General features: G+C 40.7%; 19 protein-coding genes. 3 read left to right on the top strand and 16 right to left on the bottom strand.

Annotated features, from left to right (window positions below; genetic code table 11):
- Positions 1–103 precede the first annotated feature (103 nt).
- The 14 genes from OCI93_RS13875 to OCI93_RS13810 all read right to left on the bottom strand — a co-directional run bounded on the left by OCI93_RS13875 (position 104) and on the right by OCI93_RS13810 (position 17,608).
- Entirely contained in the window at positions 104–1,963 is a 1,860-nt protein-coding gene (locus OCI93_RS13875) for a M28 family metallopeptidase (protein ID WP_261626638.1), read from the bottom strand.
- A gap of 56 nt (positions 1,964–2,019) precedes the next feature.
- Positions 2,020–4,212 (bottom strand): M4 family metallopeptidase, encoded by a 2,193-nt coding sequence (locus OCI93_RS13870; protein WP_261626637.1) that lies wholly within the window; start codon positions 4,210–4,212, stop codon positions 2,020–2,022.
- Positions 4,213–4,726: 514 nt separating this feature from the next.
- Positions 4,727–5,833: a DUF1513 domain-containing protein gene (locus OCI93_RS13865; protein WP_261626636.1), complete on the bottom strand. Its 1,107-nt coding sequence runs from the start codon at positions 5,831–5,833 to the stop codon at positions 4,727–4,729.
- 2 nt (positions 5,834–5,835) lie between these two features.
- Complete coding sequence (locus tag OCI93_RS13860) at positions 5,836–7,020, bottom strand: imelysin family protein (RefSeq protein WP_261626635.1); 1,185 nt, start codon at positions 7,018–7,020, stop codon at positions 5,836–5,838.
- A gap of 18 nt (positions 7,021–7,038) precedes the next feature.
- On the bottom strand, positions 7,039–8,466 hold the full coding sequence (locus OCI93_RS13855; RefSeq protein ID WP_261591433.1) for a di-heme oxidoreductase family protein: 1,428 nt from the start codon (positions 8,464–8,466) through the stop codon (positions 7,039–7,041).
- Positions 8,466–10,148 carry a di-heme oxidoreductase family protein gene (locus OCI93_RS13850; RefSeq protein ID WP_261626634.1) on the bottom strand — a complete coding sequence of 561 codons (1,683 nt, stop codon included), beginning with the start codon at positions 10,146–10,148 and terminating at the stop codon, positions 8,466–8,468. The genes OCI93_RS13855 and OCI93_RS13850 overlap by 1 nt, the downstream gene beginning before the upstream one ends.
- An 89-nt stretch (positions 10,149–10,237) precedes the next feature.
- Positions 10,238–11,680, bottom strand: coding sequence for an imelysin family protein (locus OCI93_RS13845; protein WP_261591431.1), 1,443 nt, complete (start codon positions 11,678–11,680; stop codon positions 10,238–10,240).
- 297 nt (positions 11,681–11,977) lie between these two features.
- Positions 11,978–13,984, bottom strand: coding sequence for a TonB-dependent receptor plug domain-containing protein (locus OCI93_RS13840; RefSeq protein WP_261626633.1), 2,007 nt, complete (start codon positions 13,982–13,984; stop codon positions 11,978–11,980).
- 131 nt (positions 13,985–14,115) lie between these two features.
- Entirely contained in the window at positions 14,116–14,379 is a 264-nt protein-coding gene (locus OCI93_RS13835; protein ID WP_261626632.1) for a CBU_0592 family membrane protein, read from the bottom strand.
- Positions 14,380–14,535: 156 nt separating this feature from the next.
- A complete protein-coding gene (locus OCI93_RS13830; RefSeq protein WP_261591538.1) occupies positions 14,536–14,787 on the bottom strand; it encodes a hypothetical protein in 252 nt (83 codons plus the stop codon).
- 6 nt (positions 14,788–14,793) lie between these two features.
- Positions 14,794–15,198: a DUF1761 domain-containing protein gene (locus OCI93_RS13825; protein ID WP_261626631.1), complete on the bottom strand. Its 405-nt coding sequence runs from the start codon at positions 15,196–15,198 to the stop codon at positions 14,794–14,796.
- A 164-nt stretch (positions 15,199–15,362) separates the two neighbouring features.
- Positions 15,363–15,887: a response regulator transcription factor gene (locus OCI93_RS13820; RefSeq protein ID WP_261591427.1), complete on the bottom strand. Its 525-nt coding sequence runs from the start codon at positions 15,885–15,887 to the stop codon at positions 15,363–15,365.
- 2 nt (positions 15,888–15,889) lie between these two features.
- Positions 15,890–17,122: a sensor histidine kinase gene (locus OCI93_RS13815; protein WP_465250990.1), complete on the bottom strand. Its 1,233-nt coding sequence runs from the start codon at positions 17,120–17,122 to the stop codon at positions 15,890–15,892.
- 84 nt (positions 17,123–17,206) lie between these two features.
- Positions 17,207–17,608 (bottom strand): nuclear transport factor 2 family protein, encoded by a 402-nt coding sequence (locus OCI93_RS13810; protein ID WP_261591425.1) that lies wholly within the window; start codon positions 17,606–17,608, stop codon positions 17,207–17,209.
- A gap of 288 nt (positions 17,609–17,896) precedes the next feature.
- Here OCI93_RS13810 and OCI93_RS13805 point away from each other — a divergent pair, with 288 nt between their 5' ends.
- Complete coding sequence (locus tag OCI93_RS13805) at positions 17,897–18,961, top strand: ketoacyl-ACP synthase III (protein WP_261591424.1); 1,065 nt, start codon at positions 17,897–17,899, stop codon at positions 18,959–18,961.
- A 124-nt stretch (positions 18,962–19,085) separates the two neighbouring features.
- On the opposite strand, the gene OCI93_RS13800 is transcribed toward OCI93_RS13805, so the two are convergent.
- Positions 19,086–20,453, bottom strand: coding sequence for a leucyl aminopeptidase family protein (locus tag OCI93_RS13800; protein ID WP_261626675.1), 1,368 nt, complete (start codon positions 20,451–20,453; stop codon positions 19,086–19,088).
- Between the two features lie 62 nt (positions 20,454–20,515).
- Complete coding sequence (locus OCI93_RS13795; RefSeq protein ID WP_261591423.1) at positions 20,516–20,881, bottom strand: hypothetical protein; 366 nt, start codon at positions 20,879–20,881, stop codon at positions 20,516–20,518.
- A gap of 90 nt (positions 20,882–20,971) precedes the next feature.
- Here OCI93_RS13795 and OCI93_RS13790 point away from each other — a divergent pair, with 90 nt between their 5' ends.
- Together OCI93_RS13790 and OCI93_RS13785 are read left to right on the top strand one after the other, a co-directional pair.
- On the top strand, positions 20,972–21,154 hold the full coding sequence (locus OCI93_RS13790; RefSeq protein ID WP_261626630.1) for an oxidoreductase-like domain-containing protein: 183 nt from the start codon (positions 20,972–20,974) through the stop codon (positions 21,152–21,154).
- Positions 21,155–21,394: 240 nt separating this feature from the next.
- On the top strand, positions 21,395–23,998 hold the full coding sequence (locus tag OCI93_RS13785) for a TonB-dependent receptor plug domain-containing protein (protein ID WP_261591421.1): 2,604 nt from the start codon (positions 21,395–21,397) through the stop codon (positions 23,996–23,998).
- The last annotated feature ends 56 nt before the right edge of the window (positions 23,999–24,054 follow it).

Here is a 24,054-nt window from a genome sequence, read left to right as displayed (position 1 = left end):
TATGAAGGAGTGTTTCGCTAACAACAAGGATAAAAGTGAATAAATCGTTAAGTAAAATCAGAGCAATCGTAAGTTCCAATTTTACTTAACTATTACTTGGTCACTATTGCGCATTAATAGTCAGTGTAACACCACTACTATTACTATAACCTTTAAGGCCAATATACCAAGTGCCTGACTCAGGAGAGTCAAAACTACAAGACTCTACGTTACCATTTTTATAAGGACGACAATCATGTATTGTGTCTGATACGTCACTTGCATGCTTCACATACAGGTCGACATCACCTGTACCACCAGATATCGCCACTGTTAAGTTTGCATATCCGGCATCTAAACCCTGCTCAAAGCGAACCCAATCACCACGACTTACATTCAAGTTACTTTCTTGGCGATTAATGGGGGTCGGACCTTGCCCTGCAGTTTGATAACTTCCAGTTAAACTCACACCGCTTATCTGGTTCCACGCTTCAACCATCACATGATAAGTACCCACTTGGGCATTTGCGATATCGCAGCGCTCATTACTTGTTGACGTGGTACTTTTACAATCATACATATCGAGAGTAGGCTTAGAGCCAAGTTTAACATACAAATCTGCATCACCTGTTCCACCTGCAGTTGTAAAATTAAGCCCTAAACTATTTACAGGTACTTCTAGCGTGTAAAACAATTGCTGTTTAGACGTACCTGAAATGCCCGTTTTGGCTATGCCGTTCTCTAGTTTATTATCTGGTACAGGGTCGATAGTACCTGCATCTTTTGCAAGCTCTGCCAAGTAAGTGACGGCCAACTTTGCAAATTTACTAGAATGATTAGCATCAAATTCAGTATCATTGACGGTATGAATTTTTCTATTAACATCAGACATCGCTGATTCAAATGGCATAGATGCCGCATAACCTTGCTGATACCAAGATGCATGATCGGAGCAGCCATACCCACATTGATCATAGCCATAGCTTATCGACGGTAAATAAGTATCAATAAGCTGACCTAAAAATTGGTTTTGCGCGCCATTAGTGTAATCAGTCATCATCACAATATCTTGTGTACTGCCATTTCTTCCCGACATATCAAACTGCACCATACCAACCACGTTTTTATTCTGCGATTTATATGCTTGAGCGATAGCCTTTGAACCTCGAAGTCCGACTTCTTCAGCCGCATAGCCCATAATTTGAATGGTACGCTTTGGCTTAAAATCACTGGCTACAACTGCACGCAATGCCTCTGTTAACACGGCAATACCTGATGCATTATCATCTGCTCCAGGGGCCCTTCCTGCACTTGGGTTTGACGAATTGATTGAATCCAAATGACCGCCAATAACAACTATTTCATCCGCTTTTTCACTTCCAGCAATAGTAACTACAACTGATGACTGCGACCAGCTATGATTATAATAATCGACGCTAATGTCACTGCGAGACGCGCTTAGCTGCTGCCAGTGGCCTTTTATCCATTGCGCCGCGTCAACGCCTGTTTGCTGCGTATAGTAACGGTTATGAAAAGCACTTAGCGTATTAACCGTATTAGTTAAGTTGTTGGCTGAAATGTAACCTAGCAAACTGTTAACTCGCTCAGGGTTATCAATTGTATAAGCAACGAGTTGTGGGCTAATATCTCCCTTTTGCACATCAGCAAGCTGCGCCAAATATTGCTGAGCTTCTTGATAAGAGCTGTGAGCCACAAAGCCACCACAGCGATGGTAATTATCATGCATAAATGCACTCAATTTCCCTACCATCCCCTCATCAACTTGCATTAGGGTGGCATTTTCTTGAGCACTGGTTTGTGTATTTAACAATACTCCACTTATCATATTTTTTAGTTGATAATGCTTTGCTGCATGAGGGCCAATGGTTACCCAGATTTTTTCGTCTGCTGGCACATTCGCCGTCACCACAAAACTTGCAAGTAAACTTGCTCCCACTAAGGGCAATTTTATTGCTATGTTCATGTTGTATCCTTTACTGTTGCATAAAAAAAGGGAGCAAATGCTCCCTTAAACGCAGATTAATTTGCTTTAATATTAAGCGTTACGCCACTTGCTGCATTGTAGCCGCGCAAGTCTATGTGCCAAGTGCCTGCTTGCGGGTTAGCAATCGTGCAAGTTTCGCTATTGCCACTTCTATACGGACGACATTCATAACTGGTCGTAGTTGATGCAGAACCAAAGTTAACATATAAGTCCGCATCCCCCGTTCCACCTGAAATAGTGACATCTAATGAAGAATAACCTGCGGTTAATTCTTGAGTAAAACGCGCCCAGTCATTGCGTGCAACTGAGATATTCGCTTCTGTGCGGTCAACTGGAGTTGGGCCGCCCGTATCAGTAGAAAAACTACCGGTTAACGTCACTGCGGAAATTTGATTCCAAGCCTCTACCATTACAAAGTAAGTGCCAGCTTGCACACTGTTAATCGCGCAGCTTTCAGTTGATGACGAACTAGTGCTTTTACAATCAAATGTTTCAAGTGAGGGTCTTGAACCAAACTGTACATACAGATCTGCGTCTCCCGTGCCACCAGTAGTTGCAAAATTCAAGTTAGTGGCACCGGCAGGAACATTCAGTACAAAGAACTGCTGCGCTTTTGCTGCACCTGAGATGCCAGAACGAGGCACACCGTTGAAAATTTCTTCATCTGTGATTGGGCCACCACAATTACCACCAGGGCTTGCGCTTGAAGTAACACCAACCGCCGCTAAAGCAGCTTTAACATCATCCGTATCAAAACCAAGATCACATGCTGCATCAATAGCGCCGTTACCCGCTAAATCCCAATTAGTACTTGCTGTCCAATATTCTTGGTTGGCTTTAGCCATAACTAAGAACGCTTTTTTAGTATCCCAGCCCGCAGTCGTAGCTAGATTATAAAACGCTTTATTAAATACGCCTGAGCTGTGATGCACATCCATACCAGAGGTATAGTCAGATTGATGATCGATAGAGCGCCCATCTTGCGTTGGGTTATTCATGTAACGAAGCGCACCTTGAGACTTAAATATATCTTGGCCGACTAACCAATCATTTGAATTTTTCATATAAAATTCAGCTGCTTCACCTGACATATCTGAAAAAGCTTCGTTGAGTCCCCCTGATTTTCCACTGTAAATTAATCCAGAGTTTTGCTCAGTGAAACCATGGCTCACTTCATGTGCAGATACGTCAAGACTTACTAACGGGTAAAATCTATCTTTACCGTCACCAAAAGTCATTGCACTGCCATCCCAAAATGCATTCTCATAGTTATTACTATAGTGAACACGCATTTTCAACTGGAACGAAAGTGGAGGCGACCCAATCCAATCGTTGTACATGTCAAATACAACATTACCAAAATAGTGTGCATCGTTTAACGGTGAGTAAGCACCATTTATCTCCTTAACTGTATTTTCTGGGCAAGTAAAACTATGTGCTGAAGAACCTGATGTACCATGGTTTAGGTTAATCGTTTTCACATTAGTATTATTCATCGTACATGTGTTACCAGACTGACTCACATTTAGATAGCCAAAATCCGCTCCATAAGCATATCGACCTGTTTTTTGGTTTCCGCCAGGACCTGTCGCTTCTGCATGTTGTAAATTTTCGTAACTAGATAACAATTCCCCCGTATGTGCATCAATAATTTGGTATGGTCGAGATGGGTTATTGCCATACACTACATATTGCACTTCATATGCTAGGTAAGCTTTTTTATTCTTACTATTAACCCAAACTACTAACTGTTTAGTTTCATTATGCTTTTCTAGCTTTTCGCCTTTTGTATTTAACGCTTTTATGCCATGCGCTTGTTCCGCTCTAGCAACCGCCATATCCTCATCTAAAGTGGGTGTCACAGCATATACATCAGCTGCAATATCATATACAGCAGCACCATGAGCAAATTTCAACTGGTTATTTTTATCAAATGATAAAATCACCGAGTCACCAATCACTGGCACACCTTTGTACATTTGCTGATAACGACGCGTCACATCACCATTGGGTTGCTTAAATTCTTTAATTAGGACCAGCTCGTTATCTGCACTTAAACCCACAACATCTCGTGGTTTGGCAGAAAGTACCGATACTGCTTGCGAATTAATGGCCGCACTAATCGTGCTATTTTGATTTAAAAACTGCTTATTTGCAGCCGCCGCTGTGCCCATATGTATCACAGCCAATGCTGAAAGTGTGGATAAAGTGATAGTTGATAATTTCACGTTTACGCTCCAATTTATTGTTTATGTTGTATCCGTCAGTAATGCTGACTTTTAAGCAGCGGCTTTAGTTTCACCGCTAAAATCAGCTTAGTAGAGCGAATATAAAAAACACAGACGAACTTAACAAAAAATAAACACTTCATTGAAATTAAATATAAACTTAAAAATCAATCAACTAACATTTAAAATCTTAAATAAATACAAGAAACCAGCCTAAAAACGTAAAGAGTGAGTTACAATTATTAACAATTTAAATACATGAAAAAATATTACATTTCAAAAACAGTCTATTTAAGTCTAAAAAATCAGAATTAAGGGTTATATTATGCAGACTGACAGGCTGGTGAGATTCAAAGTGGCAGAGTATTCATTCTAAATTAGGGGATAAAATGCTATATTGTAACGTTTTAAGAACAGAGAACATGTAATTTGAACTGTACTAAAACTAAAAGACATAATAAACCGTTATTATGAAGATTTATTATGTCTAACTATTTAATTTAATGAAGGATCTTCATATTGCTATCATGTGGTTATCCCAATGAAGCGGGTGCTCAACTTTGACTCCCGTTGATGTCAGTAAGCCATGCCCAGTACTTGCAATAAATTCACTCTCCAAAGGGGCAATACCAGCACAGTCACTGTTCATTGTAAGCTGTCGCAGTGTTCCGGTATGTCTATTCCAGTAACCAACCACCCCACCTTTTGGCGACGTTACAGCAATAACATTGCCATTTCTATTCACAGCTAAACTTGCTATATACTGTTTAAAAGTCAGCCACTGAGATTCACTGGCTTGTAATGCATTCAATTTGCTTCCTCTTTTATGTGAGAACACAAGAGGCTTTACATAATGTGCAGGACCTTGATACTGGCATCCAACATAAACAGTATCATCCGAAGCTAAACACAAATGGCGCGTACTTAGCTGATGGTCCGGTGGCTTTACCTGTTCAACTACTTTTCCAGTAAGCATATTGATATAACTTAAATTAGGCTGCATCACATCTAAATTCAACTTTGCTCTCGCCTTGGCTGGGTGTGTATGAATGCCACCATTAGCTACCACCAAAGTATCTTCATGCGCAAGCATCGCGAGCTGATGAGGGCCAATACCTCCACTACTAAACTGTGCTTCAGTGCTAAAGCTATTGGTGTTTCTAACAACAATGATGCCTTCATGTGCTCGGTATGAATCATCATAACGATTCTCTGTGGTATAAAGCCACTTCCCATCTTTACTCAATGCACCATGACCAAAAAAGTGCTGGCTTTTCGCACTATTTACTCTATTAATAATTGTCTGAGTATCTAAATCAATCACGTACAGTATACGACCGGGACGACGAGAAAATGCCAGTAATATATTGTTACGAGGCACATAACATAAATCATGTGCCCTTACTTGAAGGTTAACTTGCCCTAAAATATCACCATTTTGATTAAACCAAGCAACGTGGTGATTACCTTGCTTATCAGTGTATGCACTCGCAAAGTGCTGCTTTGATATAACACTGCAACTGGTGAAAAAAGGCGTAATACATACGCTGGCACCAATAGCAAACAACCCCTTACAAAAGTCACGACGAGACAACCTCACAGCGCTCGTTTTAACTAACATTTTCAATCTCCGTCGTTGGTATTGAAACCAGGTTCAAGACCCGTAATTTGCACAAAATCACTGCTCATTAAACTGCGTAAATTCGCAATTGAAGTAGACAGTACTTCCAACTGAAAACGGCCTTGGTTTGTGGCAATGAGTGTTTTCATTGGTTGGTATTGCATCACATCAATCGCGTCATAGATTGCCTTAAAATGCAGGTCAATTTCTGTTGCTACATCATCTCTTTGACTTACTTTACTTAAGTAGTCACCAAAGCCGAATCCTTCCGAGCCTTTATATATTTGTTCAAGAGCAACAATATTTGCATGTATATTTCTTAGTGAAGTTTGACTAAAAGCGCTTTCTACTAGTTCTGCTTTACCTGGGGTCTCAAGTGCTAACGGACCATCAATTTTGTTGTCTTTTATTACCTCTAGATATTCAAACCATATCGTCAGTAGTTTTTCCAAAGCCTGTTTTTTATCCGTGAACTTGCCTGAGCCCGCTTTAAAGTTGTCACCATACTCCCCTTGCCAATGAGTGATGCTATTAATTAATAATGTTTCAATGTTCTCGGTAATAGCATTTAAATAGTTACATCGTTTATCTAAGTCTTGTGCCTCAAATAATGGTATTTGAGAATTAAAAACTATGTACTCATAAGCTGGTAAACCTTGTACTTGGTGTTTTAATGATGCAACACCTTTCGAGAAATCAGGTTCTGCAGCCAGCAAAGCTATCACATCGCTGGCAAGCTTATCCGCTGAGATTGGCCAAAACTGAATTCTTGAGTAATGATATGTGTCTGCGATTGGACCTAATTTAATAGTACGTGCCTGTTGCCAAGCCAAACTCGTTTGTTGCCAAGTACTTTGTAGTTGGATCAAACTACTATGATCGCGTTGCGTATTATTGCAAAAAGCTGCTGTTTGCGCTTTCAAAGCTAAATTTTGCTGTTTTACATTTTGATAAACTGGCAAAATCACCGAATCAACCATAGCCCTAGTAAGCTGCTCATATCCCTGCTCTGGCGTTAACTTTTTCTGTGTCGTTGTTGAATCGCCCTCAGTATTATTATTCTGTTCTTGCTGCTCTTTATTGATCTGTGGTGTATCGGAACCACCTCCGCAGCCACTTAATGACACGGTCGTCATCAAAACTAAAAAAAACGTCCAGAAAACAGCTTTCTTATCTTTTTGTGCCATTATATATCCCACTTAAGCTTATATTTGTTTTAAAAAGTAAATTAGGTCGCTGCGCTGTGTTGTGCTCAAATTCATAAAGCTTTGTTGAGACATTTTTGCCTCGCCACCATGCCAAAGAATCGCCTCTTCAAGAGTTCTCGCCCTGCCGTCATGCAAAAATGCTTGAAATCCTTGTACACGCTTTTGTAGGCCAATTCCCCATAATGGCGGTGTTCGCCACTGTTTGCCTTGCGCTAAGTTTTCTATGCCTTTATCAGCTAGTTGTGCTCCCATATCGTGTAGAGCTAAATCTGTATAGGGATAAATTGACTGAGACTGCAAAGCCACTATTGGATAATCAGACCTGGTAATATATTTGGGGGTATGACAGGTGTCACAACGCAGCTGATAAAATAATGCTCTGCCATTTTGTGCGCGTTCACTTAATAAATCTCGTGCTTTAGGCACCGCTAAGATTTGATTCATATATACAGTTAAATCGTGTAATTTTTTAGGTATGTCTAACGTACCTTCAGGGTCAATCTCTGCCGCATTTCGACACATTAATTGAGCATCTGTACATACTTCTTCACTAAAAACTGGGTTGGTGATCCCAATATCATTTAAAAATGCGCCTGCAACTTGTTGCTCTAATGTGGCATGCAATCCTTTGAAACCAAACCGGCCAATTTGTATTTGTCCCGTTTGTGGATTTGTTACTAAATTGTATTTAGTAGTAATGCCATCCGCATCTTGGTCATCTATATCTTGCTGGGCAAGTAAATCTTGCTCAGCAATTGCATCTAGTAATCCCATCCCATAAATAGCCGGTGTATAACGTGCAGATAACACCGTATTCGTCTCTATTTGACCATACCCTAATTGTTCCAACTCATAATGAGGCTTTCTTAAACTAAAAGAAATACCGTCAGGGTACTTACCTGATAATGCCTCATAATGTACTCTAACTTTACCTTCGCCCGCTATGGCCTTTGTTAGTTTATGATGCGATAAACGCACAGCATTAGGCTGCAATTGATTACCATAATTTTTATCACTGCCAAAAAAGTCACTTTTTAACAAGCGAAATAATAATGCGGGGGCAGCAAACTCACCGCTTTTATTCAATCGACCACGGCCCCCATCGTTATGACAAGCTTTACAAGAACGCGCATTAAAAAGAGGCCCTAAGCCATCTCTATCAGTTGTAATTGCAGGTGAAGCAACCCAAGGGTCTCGAAAAAACGAAAAACCATCCCAAAAGTCCAACTGCTCCATGGTAGGTACATTGCCAGCTGGATGAATAAAGGTCCTTTTAGCAATACGTCTGGCCGTGGCCTGCCCACCTGGCAGTAGCTCTTGTTTTGAAAAGACAGGCACTTTGCGCTGAGGTAACTCTATAATAGTACTTTGTGTTGCAGCGGCAGTATTTAGTAATACCACTGATAACAAACTTATAGCTAACATTATAGCGACCCTAAGAATGCCAATAATGCAGTGCGTTGTGTTTTATCCATATTGATAAAAGCTTGCTGCGAAGCTTTTGCTTCACCATCATGCCAAATAATGGCTTCTTGTATACTTCTAGCTCTACCGTCGTGCAAAAAAGTTGCCTTTGGGTTTACTGTTTGAACTAAACCTAAGCCCCACAAAGGCGGCGTTTTCCATTCACTTGCCGTTGCTTCTCCCTCTGGGCGGCCATCTGCTAAGCCTTCACAACGTTGTACATAAATGCACTGCTCACCTTCATTGCACGATTGCCCATCAATCAATTCTTTACTCACCACACATGACCCGCCCATATCGTGCAAAAGCAAGTCAGTATAGGGATAAATGACCTGTTGCTCTAAAGCTATAATGTTTGTACGGGCATCTGAGAGAGACACTAAATCAACATCACCCAATACACTACCCGGAGCTTGTGCAGTTTTGTAACGAGGAACATGGCAGCTATGACAATTTGCTGCATAGAACTGTGCACGGCCGGCCAGTATTTCTTCTTGCCATAACTGAGTACTTACATCAAAGCCACGACGTTTCGGGACTGCCAAAGTTCGGTTATAAAACTCAACTTGTGCCAAATCTACATCATTTAGGTCAACACCATTATGATGTTTGTTGTTTTCCCGTTCAGCTTGAGCAAGGCATGCTGTTTGTGCATCTGTGCACGGCTCTGCTGAGTTTATCGAGTTCGTTACCCCCATATCTCCACGATATGCCCCTGCAATTTGCTGTAATACCGAGCCCGTTACCGCTTTTTGTCCAAATCTTGCAATTTGTTTTTCGCCTGAAACAGGGTGTGATGTGTAAGCTGGACGTCCTGAAATCCCATCATTATTGTTATCAGTAGGGTCTGCGTAGGCTAAAAGATGCTGTTGTGGAATACTTTCAAGTAAACCCGAACCATAAACATGTGGCGTTACACGTGCCGAAAACTGCACATCATCAATAAAATCTCCATAAGCCAAGTCTTTAATTTTATATATTGGCTTACGTAGTTCATAAGTTTCACCATCAGAAAAAGTACCTGTAACGCGCTCATATTCAACCCAAGTATACGCCTCACCGTAAGCCAAGCCCTCATCTAACGCACCACGATATTTAGCAATGACCCCCCCGCTTCTACCATTTATTGTGCCAAATACCTGGAGTTGATCACCATAAGTCGGTTCAACATTTCCTAAACTATCGCCAATACGTAAAAACATACTGCTCATCGCCTCGTCAGCGGTACTTGGCACTTGCCCTCGACCATCTTTAATATGGCAACCTTGGCAGCTGCTGTTGTTAAACAGCGGCCCTTGTCCATCATGGTTACTTCTAAAGGTATGATCGCCCGCTTTAAAAACAGCATCAAGTTGAGGCTCATCGACAATGGCTTCAATCGCTTGGCTATAAGCATTTTGGTCAACCATATTTGTTGTTCCAAGTCCTGCACTCAGGTGCTCGGTTGCGTCAGGTTGATTGATTAATAACGGTGCTAACCCATCATTGACGGTAATATTAAAAGCATGATTATTGGTTGTTACTTGTTCACTCTTATTGCTGTTATCTTTTTTATCATTACTCTCGCTGCTTGAGTCACCACCACAAGCATTTAAGCTTATAATCACAATCAGCATAAATAATTTTTTCAATGTATATGTCACTTCAGTGCCCCTGCATCTGTGCAAATGTAATTTGCATCAGAAACTGAAATAGCTGGCATTGCGCCAGCCGTATTGTTCAATAAGATTGGTTAAATATTTTCTTCTGTATCTTGTTTAAGATCTTCAGCTGACACATCTAATGCATCAATGGCTTGTTGGATAAGGTCCGTTTGTTCACCTAGAGCGGAAATAGCCGCATAGATATGTTCTTTATGCTCAGCATTTTGAATTTGCACATCAAACGACATCCCTGATTTAGCTATTTCATCAATAATTAGAACTTTGCCCATAGTGCTATCAAGCGCCGCCTTTAATTTTACTGCAAGTTCTTCATGACCTTTAGTGATCAATAAGTTATGAATACTAGCACCACTTTGCTCTAACCCATTTACGCGTGTATAAAGGCCAAGATAAGTATTACGAATACCCTTTGCATTTAACCAAATATCTCTGTGTGTATTATCAGAAAAACATGAGTGCTCATCTTCTTGGCTATCGGTACGTACAGCGATACTCATTCGCTCTCCTGCCAGCTCACCAAAGCTTAAACGGCCCATACTTTCTAACATCGCGCCAAGATTTGCTGCTGCATTTTCTGCTTTTACGTATTCTTGGTAATGGAACCCTGTGTCAGGGCGCCATGCATCAACTACAGCTTGTAAATCTTCTACCAATAATTGTGTAACAGCCTTGAGATAAACACCACGGCGCTCACATATTTCATTAAATGAGCCCTGCTCACCTGATGTACAAGTGCGGCCATTTGCTTCATCACTAGGAAGGTTTGCACTGGTATAATAATCGGTGATTGGACGGTGACCTGCCGTATAATCGCGTTGCGCTGTGTAAGTGAGGTCAGCATTAAGATCTTGGCCCCATAGTAAAAACTCAATTGCGTGATAACCCGAGGTGACATTCGCTTCTTCACCATCTAGCTCAAACTTTTCACGAATTAACTCGGCAGTAATTTGAGGGAAACTGACACTATCTAAAATAATATTACCACCAGCTTGATACACTTGGGCATTACCTCGTGACTGATTGCCGTCCATATCTTGTGTATAGTCAATAAGTGCTTCAGCTAATGGCCACGCATTAATCGCACCTTCAGGACCTTGTCCATCCTCTAATGTCCAATTTCCTTGCTCATCTTTTGTTAACGCATCAATTGGCCCTTCACGAAAGCGAAATACTTCACTTTGTCCGTAAGGTTCACGCGCATTCAACCATGCTTGCTTAGCAGCCATAAAATTATTTTCGCTTGGACTGGCAACAAATTTATCAACGGCTTCTTGTAGTGATTGTGCACTGTGTAAAGCATCTGTATATACTGCAAATGCGTAGTCAGCATTCGCTGAAACCACACTTTCAATGGTTGCTGTTGGATGTACCACAGTTGTTTCGTCTGTCTGAACATTACCTTGATTTTGACCTGTATCAACAGGCGCAGCGACCTTTTTGTCATCACTACCACAGGCAGCTAAAACGCCAATACATACGAGCGAGAGTGCAATATTTTTAATGTTTTTCACAGTAATCCCAATTTTTGTAAGGTTATTATAGCGGGTGAATGTTAACGAATAACAAAGATGCATTCAATAACTATTTTCATTTAGATTAACAAGCCTTAAAAAGGAACTTGCTAGTTGGGAGTTTTTATCTCTGATGGTTATAAATTGATTTCACAGATAACAAACTGATTAATATCAGCTCTTCTGTCAAACTTTAGGTCTATTAGTATTCGCAGGTGTTACTTCTAAACGGTGGATAAAATAATGAAATAGATTAATTTGAATAAAAACAGCTTTATATGGCTAAACGTCAAGCAATCAAAATTTTTGTACATAGTGTAATTTGATGCTTCTACCAGCACCTACTATTTTTCCATCATCTATCCTAGGCTCAAATGTAACATATTGTTTATTAAAAATATTACTTGCTTTAAGCGTAATTGATTTTCCCTCATCAAAGCGCCATGATACCGAGCCACCAACAAGATAATAGGCGGTTTGATCTACACTTTCTAGCACGCCTGGTTCCGGTGTTTGCACAAATACGCTATCTCTCCATATGGCGTTTACACTCAACCGCAATGACCCTGCATTATGAGTAACTGATGTGGTTGCAAAACGCTTAAAACTTGGGTTAAAAGGCTCATCCATTAGGTGGGTATAGCCAAATTCTAACCAAGTAGCGTCCGTTGCATTAAACTTGCCATTTAATTCATATCCTTGCATATTCGTATTAAATATATTCTCAAATGTAAAACGCCTTTGCTCGATGGGTAATGAGCCTGATTGAATAGGAACCAAGTTTATGAAATCCTTGAGTTGATTATCAAATAGTACAAAATCAAACTCCCAATTTGTATATTTGTTATGCCACACAATCTCTGTGGTTTTAACATATTCTGACGTCAGGTCAGGATTACCCACGGTCACATCATCATTTGAGTTCAATTCATTGCTTACCGGCGTGCGAAATGATTCACCATACTGAAGTTTAAGAGTATGGTGCTCTGATAGTGCGTAAGTAGCCGCCACTCTTGGAGAAAGTTTACTGTCTATGCCTTTCACTTCATCGTATCTAGCACCAAAAAACAACGTGGCCTGCTCAGTCAGCGCATATTTTACCTGTCCGTATATTGCAGTTGAGTCGAATGATTGTAATAAGTTATTAAAGGGGATATGCGGTTTTACAGTAATTACGCCATCTTGATAAAATTCATTACCCAAATATACGTCACCACGGGTGAAATCATAATAACTGCTATTAATTCCCGCTTCAGATTGTTCCTCTTCAGAATACTCAACACCAAAGTTAATTGTAGTTGAGACATTTACGCGATAAGCAGCATCAACATTAATTGAGAAATCAATTGATTGCCATGCGGGCCCAACAAAAAAGTCATGCTCAAGCCCCAACTGCTGGGCTGTGGCAATTAAACCGGCAGAATAAATATCATGTTTGATGTATTTTAGCGTTGAACGGACATCCCATTTGTCACTATTCAACCAATCATATCCAAGCGAAAAAGCGATATTCTCACTTTTGTGCTTGTTTTCATCTGACCAACCCGCCAAGTTCACAAAACCATTAAGTTGCGTTTGGTTGTGCCACATTGATAGCTCAAAATCATGCCATTGTGCACCAAACTCGACATAGTAACTAGCAAGCGGGTCTCTCACGCCCTGTTCATAACGATGCCCCTGCTGTCCTTGCCAAGATGCATTTGCATATACAGCCAGTACATTAGAAAGTGATTTGCTAAGACTGAATGCCGCTTGTGTATACCCTTGCTCTCCAATGCCCGCACTCATTTGGTTTCGATTTTTAAAGGTAATGATGTTCATCACACCTAAAAATGCATTACTGCCATAAAGTGCCGATCCGGGCCCACGGATAAATTCAACTTTTTTAATAGTGTCTACTGAAATGTGTGGCATATATACCGACGCTTTGCCAAATGACGACTCATTCAATCGATGTCCATTGAGCATCACAAGCACATTACCACTATCTAAAAACACACCACGGGTATGCTCTTTAGGCACAGCCCCAACCCAATCACCGCGAGTTGATTGAAACCCAGGCACATAGTTCATCAAATCATAAACATTGGTAACGCCTAACAAAGACATGTGTTGATGGGTAAACACCGTAATGCTTGAGGGGACACTGGCGCGCGTTTCATCGGTTTTTGTGGCTAAGCTGATATTAACATCTAACAGCTCTTCAAAAGACAACGCAAATATATCGGGATCTTCATTAGCCTGGCAAATAGAGGCTATAAACCAAGTAGCAAGCAGAGAAATTTGTTTTTTATATGTATTCATAGTTCAGCCTAGCTACGTGCACTGACTGAAACAAAGGTAAAAATATGGCAACAGCACAGCGACTTTCACATTATATTAATAATACAAATGATCAGCTGCCGTGCAAGCTTTTACATGTAATTTATTGAAATTTATGTAGCAACAGCACTTTGCTTTGCCTTAAAGTACTTAACCAAGCCTATTATTGAGGCGACGATCCAAAATAATTCAATAACAAAACTTGCCAAGTTAAAATTGTAACATAAGCTGATTAGCAGTAAGATTGCGCCTGTGAGGTTCATCACGTTATAAGTTAAGCTCTCTGGTGCAGCTTTTCCTAGTTGAAGCATAAAAAATGCGCCAACTACCAAAGCAGTACCACTCATACCTATTACATCAAACAGTATATCAATCATGTTTTTGTCCATCAAAAATGCCAGAATTAGCTAGCTATAACTCACCCAAACACACTGGCCCTTTCCATGGGTAGGGTGACTTTCAATCGTTGAAACAGCATAAACGGCGAGAATCATAGCAGCTGTATTAACCTGTAACAGGATAATTGTCCGCTACTACTTAAACCTAACTTTGCCGCCAATAAATTTTATAGCAGGTGTACCACGTATTATCGTAGCGCGTGCAAATACCTGCTCGCAAGATGGACAGTGATTGTTGTCTTGTGTGTGGTTTTTTGTTATGCGTTCTAAAAAGCATTTCACCAGCGCGCCCTTACCACCTTTACGATATTTAAATAACGCACAAGTACAATTAGCACAATAGATATCAACTGTACGGACTGGCCCTTTTTTATTTGGTTTTGCCATCATCCATTACCCCGTTATGCTCAAAATAAAAGCCATTAAAATAAACTGGCAAGTATGATAGCCTCCATTAATAAAAAATAGTTTTAGCGGTCGTTGTTCAAAGATATAGCTAATACCTAGAGCTGTTGAAACAAGCCCACCACCCACAAATGTACCCATAGCTATCGAGTCAATTAACAGGGGGTCTTTACCCAATAACGCAGCCATAAAAAAAGCAGCCACAAGCGCTAACATTAGCGCACCACCGTAAATCAGCTTCGGATCACTTTGCTGCAGGTCTATCTCTGTCAAACCACAACACTCCATCCATACATGGCCAAATAACCATGGCGAATACCACAGCCCCCCAAGCATAAAAGATGAAAGCGCAGCTAACAATACGGCCCAATAGTTCAAATCAAAAATCGACATTCAAATATCTTTATTGCTATTTTTATTTAAATTTAGGCAATAGTTACTTGATGATCAAACTTTCCTTCTTACTCATAAGAAGTGATTAGATTGACTAAACTCAACTTAAAATACACAACACCCAGATATAAAAACCCGCTTACCGTATGAGAAATAGCATGACTTTATTTATGAACTGGACGTTTTTGTAGCTTACGCTGAAGTGTTCGTCGATGCATATTCAATTGCCGTGCGGTTTGCGACACATTACCATCATTTGCCTTAAGCACTTGCTGTATATGCTCCCACTCAAGCCGCTCTGCTGACATCGTATCAATATCAGATAAATGCTCACAAGAGAGACTATGACCCAATAATGTTTGCACAATTAATGCTGTATCGGCAGGCTTTGACAAGTAATCATCAGCCCCTAATTTAACCGCTTCAACCGCTGTGGCAATACTCGAAAAGCCAGTTAGTAATACTATACGGCACAAAGGAGACAGTTGACGTATTTGACTAATAAAGTTAAGCCCAGATACGCCGTTCAAGTTCATATCTAATAACACATAGTCTGGTTGGTTGGCCAAGCATTGAGCGACCACATCTCGAATATCATTTACTATCACAGGCTCAAAGCCATGTTTTTGCAATCGCCTAGCGAGTGCGTTAGAAAAAGCAATATCATCTTCAACGATGAGTAATTTCATAATCATAACTTCGTTTGCGTTAACGGCAATACAACGCGTGTTGTAGCGCCTTGCGACGGGTTGTTCTCAATAGTCATCTTGCCTTCCAAACGCTCCAATGTAGCGTTTGATAGCACCAGCGCCATACCTAAACCATGTTCACTTGGCACCATATCATGACCCAATTTAGCCAGCTTATGAGGCTCAATACCCAGTCCTTGGTCAACAATAGAAAGGTGCCATTGACGGTTTTTACTGAAACTATATATACCTATTTCATGCTTGCTTGCCAATTCATTAGCTCTGGCAGCGTTAGCAACTATATTTAATAACGCAGGAATTAACATCGGATCAGTTAGTACAAGGTCGGCCTCATTATCTGCATCAACAACAACCAACTGAGCACTATATTGCATCGTTGCAAGAGTGCTTAATTCAGACAGAACATCACCTATTGCAATCGCTTTTTGCGAAGGGCTCTGTTTTAAATACTCTGTTTGCGTGCGAAATCCATCAAGTTGTTTTTTACATTGGCTTAATACATCACCAATATCATGCCAAGCAGGATATTCAGGATACGCTTCTTCTACTTCTTCTAGTAGCAATGTAAGTGTAGCAATAGGCGTTGCAAGTTGATGTGTGGCTTGAGCCGCCGCGGCACCAAGCGCCAATAGCTGCTCGTTTTTAAGTTGTGTTTCTCTTATTTGCGCCAATTTTTTCTCTCGTTGCTGCAACTGTTTTGCAAGTGCCATAACAACAAAAACAATGACTAATACACTAAATACAAAGTTAATTAACATACCAAAAAAGTGCTGAGTCATATCCATATGATGAATATGATCACTCGGCACATGCCAAAACAAATAGCCATAACTTGTTATTGCACTTAATGCTATAACCAAAACAAAATGTCTAGGTATCGTTACTGCACCAACCACTATCGGAAGCAATAGTAGTGATACAAACGCATTGCTTGCCCCACCAGACAGAGATAGTAATATGGTTAAAAATATAATATCGGCAAGTAACTGTAACAACATTCCCATAGGTGCCGCTTCATGAGTGTGTCGATATACATAAACACTGGCTAGTTGAAATACCGACTCCAACGCAATAACAAATAGCAAGGGCAAAAGATTGACATCTTTATAAAAAAATAACGAGCCAGCAAGTACCATAAGCAGTTGCACTATTATTGCTATCGTTCTCAATAACAGTAAACGGCCAATAGCAGAATTAGGAGAAAAGGCTATCATAGCAACCGAGTTTTATTTCAAAGCGCTCAATCTAATGATTTAATATCAAATGACAAGTCAAATTTTAAATTTAGCTGATTTAGATCACTCATCCAAATGCAATTTAAACTCTGCACATGGTGTGCCTTGATGAAATACCAAACGCCATTTCCCATACTCCAAACGCCACAAAGACATACGAATAGAGTAATTAAGTTGGTATTTTACATTGCGACGATAAGCGGCATGATAGCTAAGTTGGGCAAGTTGCGCCGTGAGCATACGACCTTGAAATGCCTGATTATAAAACTGCGGTACTTTTTCATCTGGCAAGCGTGATAAAACATACTGTTTATTAAAAATTAGGCCATTGGCTGATATCTCATAAAAATCATTACTCAGCAGTTGTTCCAACATGTCATTGGACTGTCGTACACTGGGTTCAAGTAATTGACGCTCTTGCTCTATAAGTAGCTCGAGTAAATCAGATTTAATTTTATCGCTCATAACACCTTATAGATCAATCTGTCACTTAGGTATGAGTCTAGCCTAAACTTAGATGTGTTGCTCACAGAGTTCAACTGAATGCTTACACTTATTTGTCATTCTTAACTTACATAAACTACTGCGCTAAATTATTCATATAGCGTTTTAAAAGCCTGTGGAATGAAAAAGTTCATATCACAAAGAACACCACGCCCTAATGCCTAATAGTAATATCAACTGGTGATCAAACCCAATATTTGTTATAAATGCCACTATCGGCCAATGGTCAGACAAGAATAAGAGACCCGCATGATTTACGCAAAAATTACTGGTTGGGGGAAATGCATTCCACCCGCTGAAATTACTAATGACGAATTAAGCCAAATAGTAGAAACAAACGACGAGTGGATAAGCACCAGAACAGGTATTAGATCTCGCCGCGTGAGCCATGTTACGACCGCTCAATTGGCAACGGTTGCAAGTCAACATGCACTGGCTTGTGCAGGGTTAACTGGCAAAGATATTGACTTGGTACTTTTGGCCACTTGTAGCCCTTCAACCATGGTTGCCAATACAGCCTCGTTAGTACAAAAAAATATTGGTGCCACAGGTGCTGCGGCTTGTGATACTAATGCGGCTTGCTCTGGGTTTTTGTATGCCCTGCAAAATGCTACAGCACAAATTCAAGCTGGTATGATCAAACGAGCGGTTGTTGTTGCTGCTGAGCGCATGACTTGGTATGTCAACTGGGCAAAAAGAGACAGCGCTGTATTATTTGGCGATGGTGCTGGAGCTGTTATTTTAGAAGCCAGTGCAGAGCCATGTGGTTTACTTGGTACAAAAACAGGCTGCGACAGTGGCGATAGAGATATTTTACACATAGCCAATTACGGCACCGATATGGACAAGTACCAGCCAAGCGGGCCGTCTGATTTATTATTTGAAGGTCGAGAAATATTTAAACGTGCGGTCAAAGGCATGAGCGAAGCTTGTGATGATGTGCTTTCACAAGCTAACTTACAACTAAATGACATTGATGTCTTAGTGCCTCACCAAGCAAACTTGCGCATCATTCAAGCCATACAGCAACGGTTAGATATCAGCGATGATAAAGTAATGGTAAACATTGATAAATATGGTAATACATCTGCTGCAACCATCGCTATTGCGCTGTGCGAAGCAGTAGAGAATGGCCTAGTCAAACCACATAGTAACATTATGTCAGCGGCATTTGGTGCTGGGCTAACATGGGCTGCAAGCTACATAAAATGGGGAGAAAGAGTCACCCCCATTGCACTAAGTGATGCAGCACTACCTCCTTGCACTCAAAGCGGTTTGGAGCTCATCGCACCAGCCGTTAAAGCCTGCCAATAGAGCTATAATATTCCCCTCTTGATTTCACACTTTTATTTAAGTGGGGAAAATCTTTACAAACCAAAAGCTTAAAAACAATGCATAAAAAACAGGCTATATGAACGCCTGTTTTTCTTTTTAAAAGTTATTTAACGTAACGACTCAGCAAATAGTCAAACGAGGCTCTTAAACCAAGCCCTTCGCCACCAGCTGGGCGTCCCGGTAATGAACGAGTATTCCAAGCCATTACATCAAAATGCACCCAAGGTGTTTGCTCTGGCTCTATAAACTCTTTTAAGTAAAGCGCTGCAGTAATAGCACCACCGTAAGGGGTAGCGCCACTATTTGCCATATCTGCCACATCACTTTTAAATAAGTCTTTATACTGTCCAAATAATGGTAGTTGCCAAACAGGGTCTTGTGCATTGACTCCATGCTCAATCAAGCCAGCAGCCACTGAGGTATCCGTACTAAAAAAGCCTGGTAACTCAGTGCCCAACGCAACACGACAAGCCCCTGTGAGCGTAGCAAAGTCGACTAACAAATCTGGAGACTCACTTTGCGCTTCAGCTAACGCATCACACAGTACTAAGCGGCCTTCAGCATCGGTATTATCTATTTCAACGGTAATACCTTTGCGCGTTTTAATTACATCTCCTGGTCTAAATGCATTACGTGAAACCGCATTTTCAACCGCAGGCACTAATACTCGTAAACGTACTGGTAATTTGGCAGCCATTATCATTTGCGCCAAACCAATAACGTGTGCAGCACCGCCCATGTCTTTTTTCATATTGCGCATACCGGATGCAGGCTTTAAATCAAGCCCGCCAGAATCAAAGCATACACCTTTACCCACTAATGTAAGCTTAGGGTGGGTTTCATCACCCCAAGTCAAGTCAAGTAGACGTGGTTTATTGTCACTCGCTCTACCAACCATATGAATAGTCGGATAATTTTGTTCCAATAATTCATCACCTATGATTTGGCTAAATTGACCATCAAAACGGTCACTTAATTCAATCATTGCCTCAGCCAAGTGCTGTGGCATCATATCTGCGGCAGGCGTGTTAACTAAATCTCTTACTAAATAAATAGCTTCTGCACTTTGCATGACACGCTTAAATATATCCTGATCGGCAACTGCTAACTGAGCCTCAACCTTTGGTAGCGATTTATAAACCGAAAATTGATAGGCACCAAGCACAAAACTCAACGCTTGCTGCTCAACAAAAGCATCACTGCCTTGTATCTGATAAATACCTTTTGGCAATTGCTTGGCGAGATCCCCTGCTAACCACATCGAATCAAATGACTCTACGACGCTTACCACCGCAGCCAAATTTGTACTTTGCGTTTGAGGAATAAAAAAATGCTTGGTATTGGTTGTTTTAAGTGCCCCAACTATAGATTGTATTAAAGATGATTGGGTCGTTAACCAATCATCCAACTGAGATTTCAAAATAAAGTGAATGGGTATGCCTGTATCGGCTTGAACAAGTAATCCGCGCATCATAATCTGTCTCTTACTTTAAAAGTTAATTTAAGAATAACAAGTTACGAGGCGTAAATCACTTATTTGCGAGAAGCTTTATTACTGGAAGAGAATGAACTTGGCAGAACATCCACACCGACCCACTGGCCCAGTTTTACAATTAATGGAATAGTGATTGGCGCAAATGGCAATAACGCAAATACCCCTAACCCTAATCCTTTAAGCAAGTCAACAAATTGCTTATTTGCAACCACTAGTTCACTTTTTTGTGCTTTACCCGAGCTATACCTTTTATAAATATCAAGCATCTCCTTGGTTTCTTGCTTCTCCTGCGACAATGCTAATTTGAGCTCAATCATTGCACGACGCAAGCGTATTTGTTGCCTACGCTTTGATATTTTGGCCACCCTCATAGGTGCTTTATGTATAACTTTAATCAGCTTCATGCAACGCCATTGTTGATTTAAATCATCCCAGAGTTTAGCAAATTTTCTTTTAATGGTACTATGTGATTTTAGTCTTAATTTTTTACACACATGTCTAACTCAACGAAAAACCCACCTTGCGAACCAAAAAAACCAAAATCTGATGAATGCTGCGCAGGCGGAAGTTGCTGCCCTTGTGTGTGGGATACATATCGAGCACAAAAACGCCAGTGGTTAAAATACCAACAAACAAGCATTGCACTGAATAAAAAACAATCAACCAGTGTGCATTAAAAATTTAATTTTATCCTATTTTCTTCCATAATTTTGACTTTAATCTACCGTTAAACCTAAGATTTTAATAATAATTATTTAAAAATTTGCCTTTATTTAAATCACTGCTACGGTTATATCGGGTGCAAAGAATGTTTGCATCACAAGTTAATGATATGTATATATAAGTTGCAATAAAAAGCAAACATGAGTTTTTGTTTAAAGCTTATGACAACAAAAGAATCAAACTGGGGAAACAGGATGAAACTACAATTAAACGCGATTAGTCGTGCAATTACTTATGCTATCGCTTCAACAGCATCTGTTGGTATATTTTCTACTACTGCGATGGCAGATGAAAATGGAGCCAAAAAAGAAAAGATTGAAAAAATAGCGGTCGTTGGTTCGCGTGCAGCACCTCGATCGGTTGGTGATTCACCCGTTCCAGTCGATATCATCGGCGGTGAAGAGTTAAGTAAGGCGGGTGGCGATGATATGCTCGAACTTTTAAAAGGTTCAGTGCCTTCACTAAACGTACACCAGAACCCAATCAGTGATGCAGCTTCATTAGTTCGCCCAGCGAACCTTCGAGGCCTACCTGCTGACAGCACGTTAATTTTACTAAACGGTAAACGTCGTCACCGTTCATCGGTTATCGCATTTTTAGGCGGCGGTATTAACGATGGTGCGCAAGGTCCAGATATCTCTGTTATTCCAAGTATTGCATTAAAGCAAGTTGAAGTATTACGTGATGGCGCTGCAGCGCAATATGGCTCTGACGCAATTGCTGGTGTAATTAACTTTGTATTAAAAGATGCATCAGAAGGTGGTAGCTTTGCAGTTAAACATGGTCAATTCTTTGAAGGCGATGGTGATACCACAACCTATGAAGGTAATGTCGGTTTGCCATTTAGTGATGATGGTTTTGCTAACTTAAGTTTTCAGTATAAAAATGCTGATGCCACAAGCCGCAGTGTGCAACGTCCGGATGCTGCTGCATATGATGGAGCTGGCGTACCCGGTATACGTAATCCGGCGCAAGTTTGGGGAGCGCCTGAAATAAACGATGATATTACCTTATTTGGTAATGTTGGTTTAGATTTAACTAATGATTCGCAGTTTTACATGTTTGGTAACTACTCTGAGCGTGATGTTAAAGGCGGGTTTTATTATCGTAACCCGCAAACCCGCCCTCAGGTCTATTCAAACGATGGTGGAGACACCCTACTAGTTGCTGACTTAGATGGCTTAGATACTGGTATTAGCTGCCCAACCGTTAACCTTAAAAATTCAGCAGGCGAGCAGATTTTAGATGTATCTACGATTGCCGCTTATCAACAGATTGCATCAAACTCCGATATTGGTAATAACTGCTTTGCATTCAATGAAATTCTACCCGCAGGTTTTACACCTTTCTTTGGTGGTAACATCACGGATACGTCTTTAACGATTGGAACAAAAGGCGATATTACTGATGGCTATTTTAAAGGGGCACGTTATGACTTGAGCGGCTCAGTCGGTCGCAACGAGTCTCGTTACTTTATTACTAATACAGTAAATGCATCGCTGGGTGCTGAAACACCGATGGACTTTAGTCCAGGTAAATACATTCAGTTAGAGAAAAACTTCAATGCCGACATTTCAAAGGGCTATGACTTTGACCTTGCATACGATGTGAACATTGCGGCAGGTTTGGAGTGGCATGAAGAAACATTTGAAGTGATTGCAGGTGATGAAGCGTCATTTATAGCAGGTCCTTTAACAGAGCAAGGTTTTGGTATCGGCTCTAATGGTTTTCCAGGCTTTAAGCCATCAGCAGCAGGCGAATATAGCCGCCGTAACTATGCCGCTTATGTGGATGTTGAAACGCCGTTTACTGAAGAGTTCTTAATGGGTTGGGCACTGCGTTATGAAGATTACGACTCATTTGGCTCAACCACGAATTACAAAATAACGGCACAGTTCCAAGCAACTGATGACTTATCATTTCGTGGTTCAATCAGTACCGGCTTTCGCGCGCCAACTGTAGGTCAAGCGAACGTGAGTAACGTACAAACTAACCTAAGTAGTGGTGTACTGGTAGATTCAGCACTTTTACCACCAACAAACCCTGTATCTCAGCTTTTAGGCGGTACTGAGCTACAACCAGAAGAGTCAGACAGCTATACGTTTGGTGCAGTTTATCAATCTGGTGATATATTCTTAACCATTGACTACTACAACATTCAGGTTGAAGACCGTATTAGCCAATCAGATAAAATTAACTTAACAGTCAGTCAAAAAGCAGCGTTAAAAGCAGCTGGCGTGCCAAATGTAGATAGTCTGGCGCAGGTAAGTTTCTTTACTAATGACTTTGATACCACAACACAAGGTGTTGATGTAGTTGCTAACTATTCTATGGACTTGCTAGATGGTTACTCAACATTTGCATTTGCTTATAACTGGAATGAAACAGAAGTTGACAGGTTCTCTGCGATTACTGGCGCATTCAAAGTTAAGCGCTTAGAAGAAGACTTGCCACAACATCGCGCAACAGCAACTTGGACACAACAGTGGGAAACTTTCACAGGCTTTATTCGTTATAACTACTTTGGTGAATATCAAGGTGTACACGTAGACTTCGACCAAACAGCTATCACGGCTGACCCTTCGGTTACCTTCGATGCAGAGCTAACTTACTTTGCAACTGAGAATGTTAGCTTGAGCATAGGTGCAAACAACATCTTTGACCAAGAGCCTGAAAAACTTGATTTCCAAAAGGCCTCAGGTATTCCTAACAACAATTGGGGTGGTAAATACTATGAGACGTCTCCGTACGGTATTAACGGTGGCTTCTACTATGTGAAGGCTACTTACACCTTCTAATTTTTACTGTAACCCAGCAGTAAAGGCGAAATAGCATTAGCTATTTCGCCTTTTTA

Source organism: Pseudoalteromonas holothuriae, from assembly GCF_945859825.1.
Classification (GTDB): domain Bacteria; phylum Pseudomonadota; class Gammaproteobacteria; order Enterobacterales; family Alteromonadaceae; genus Pseudoalteromonas; species Pseudoalteromonas holothuriae.
This window is presented reverse-complemented; position numbering and strand designations above follow the sequence as displayed.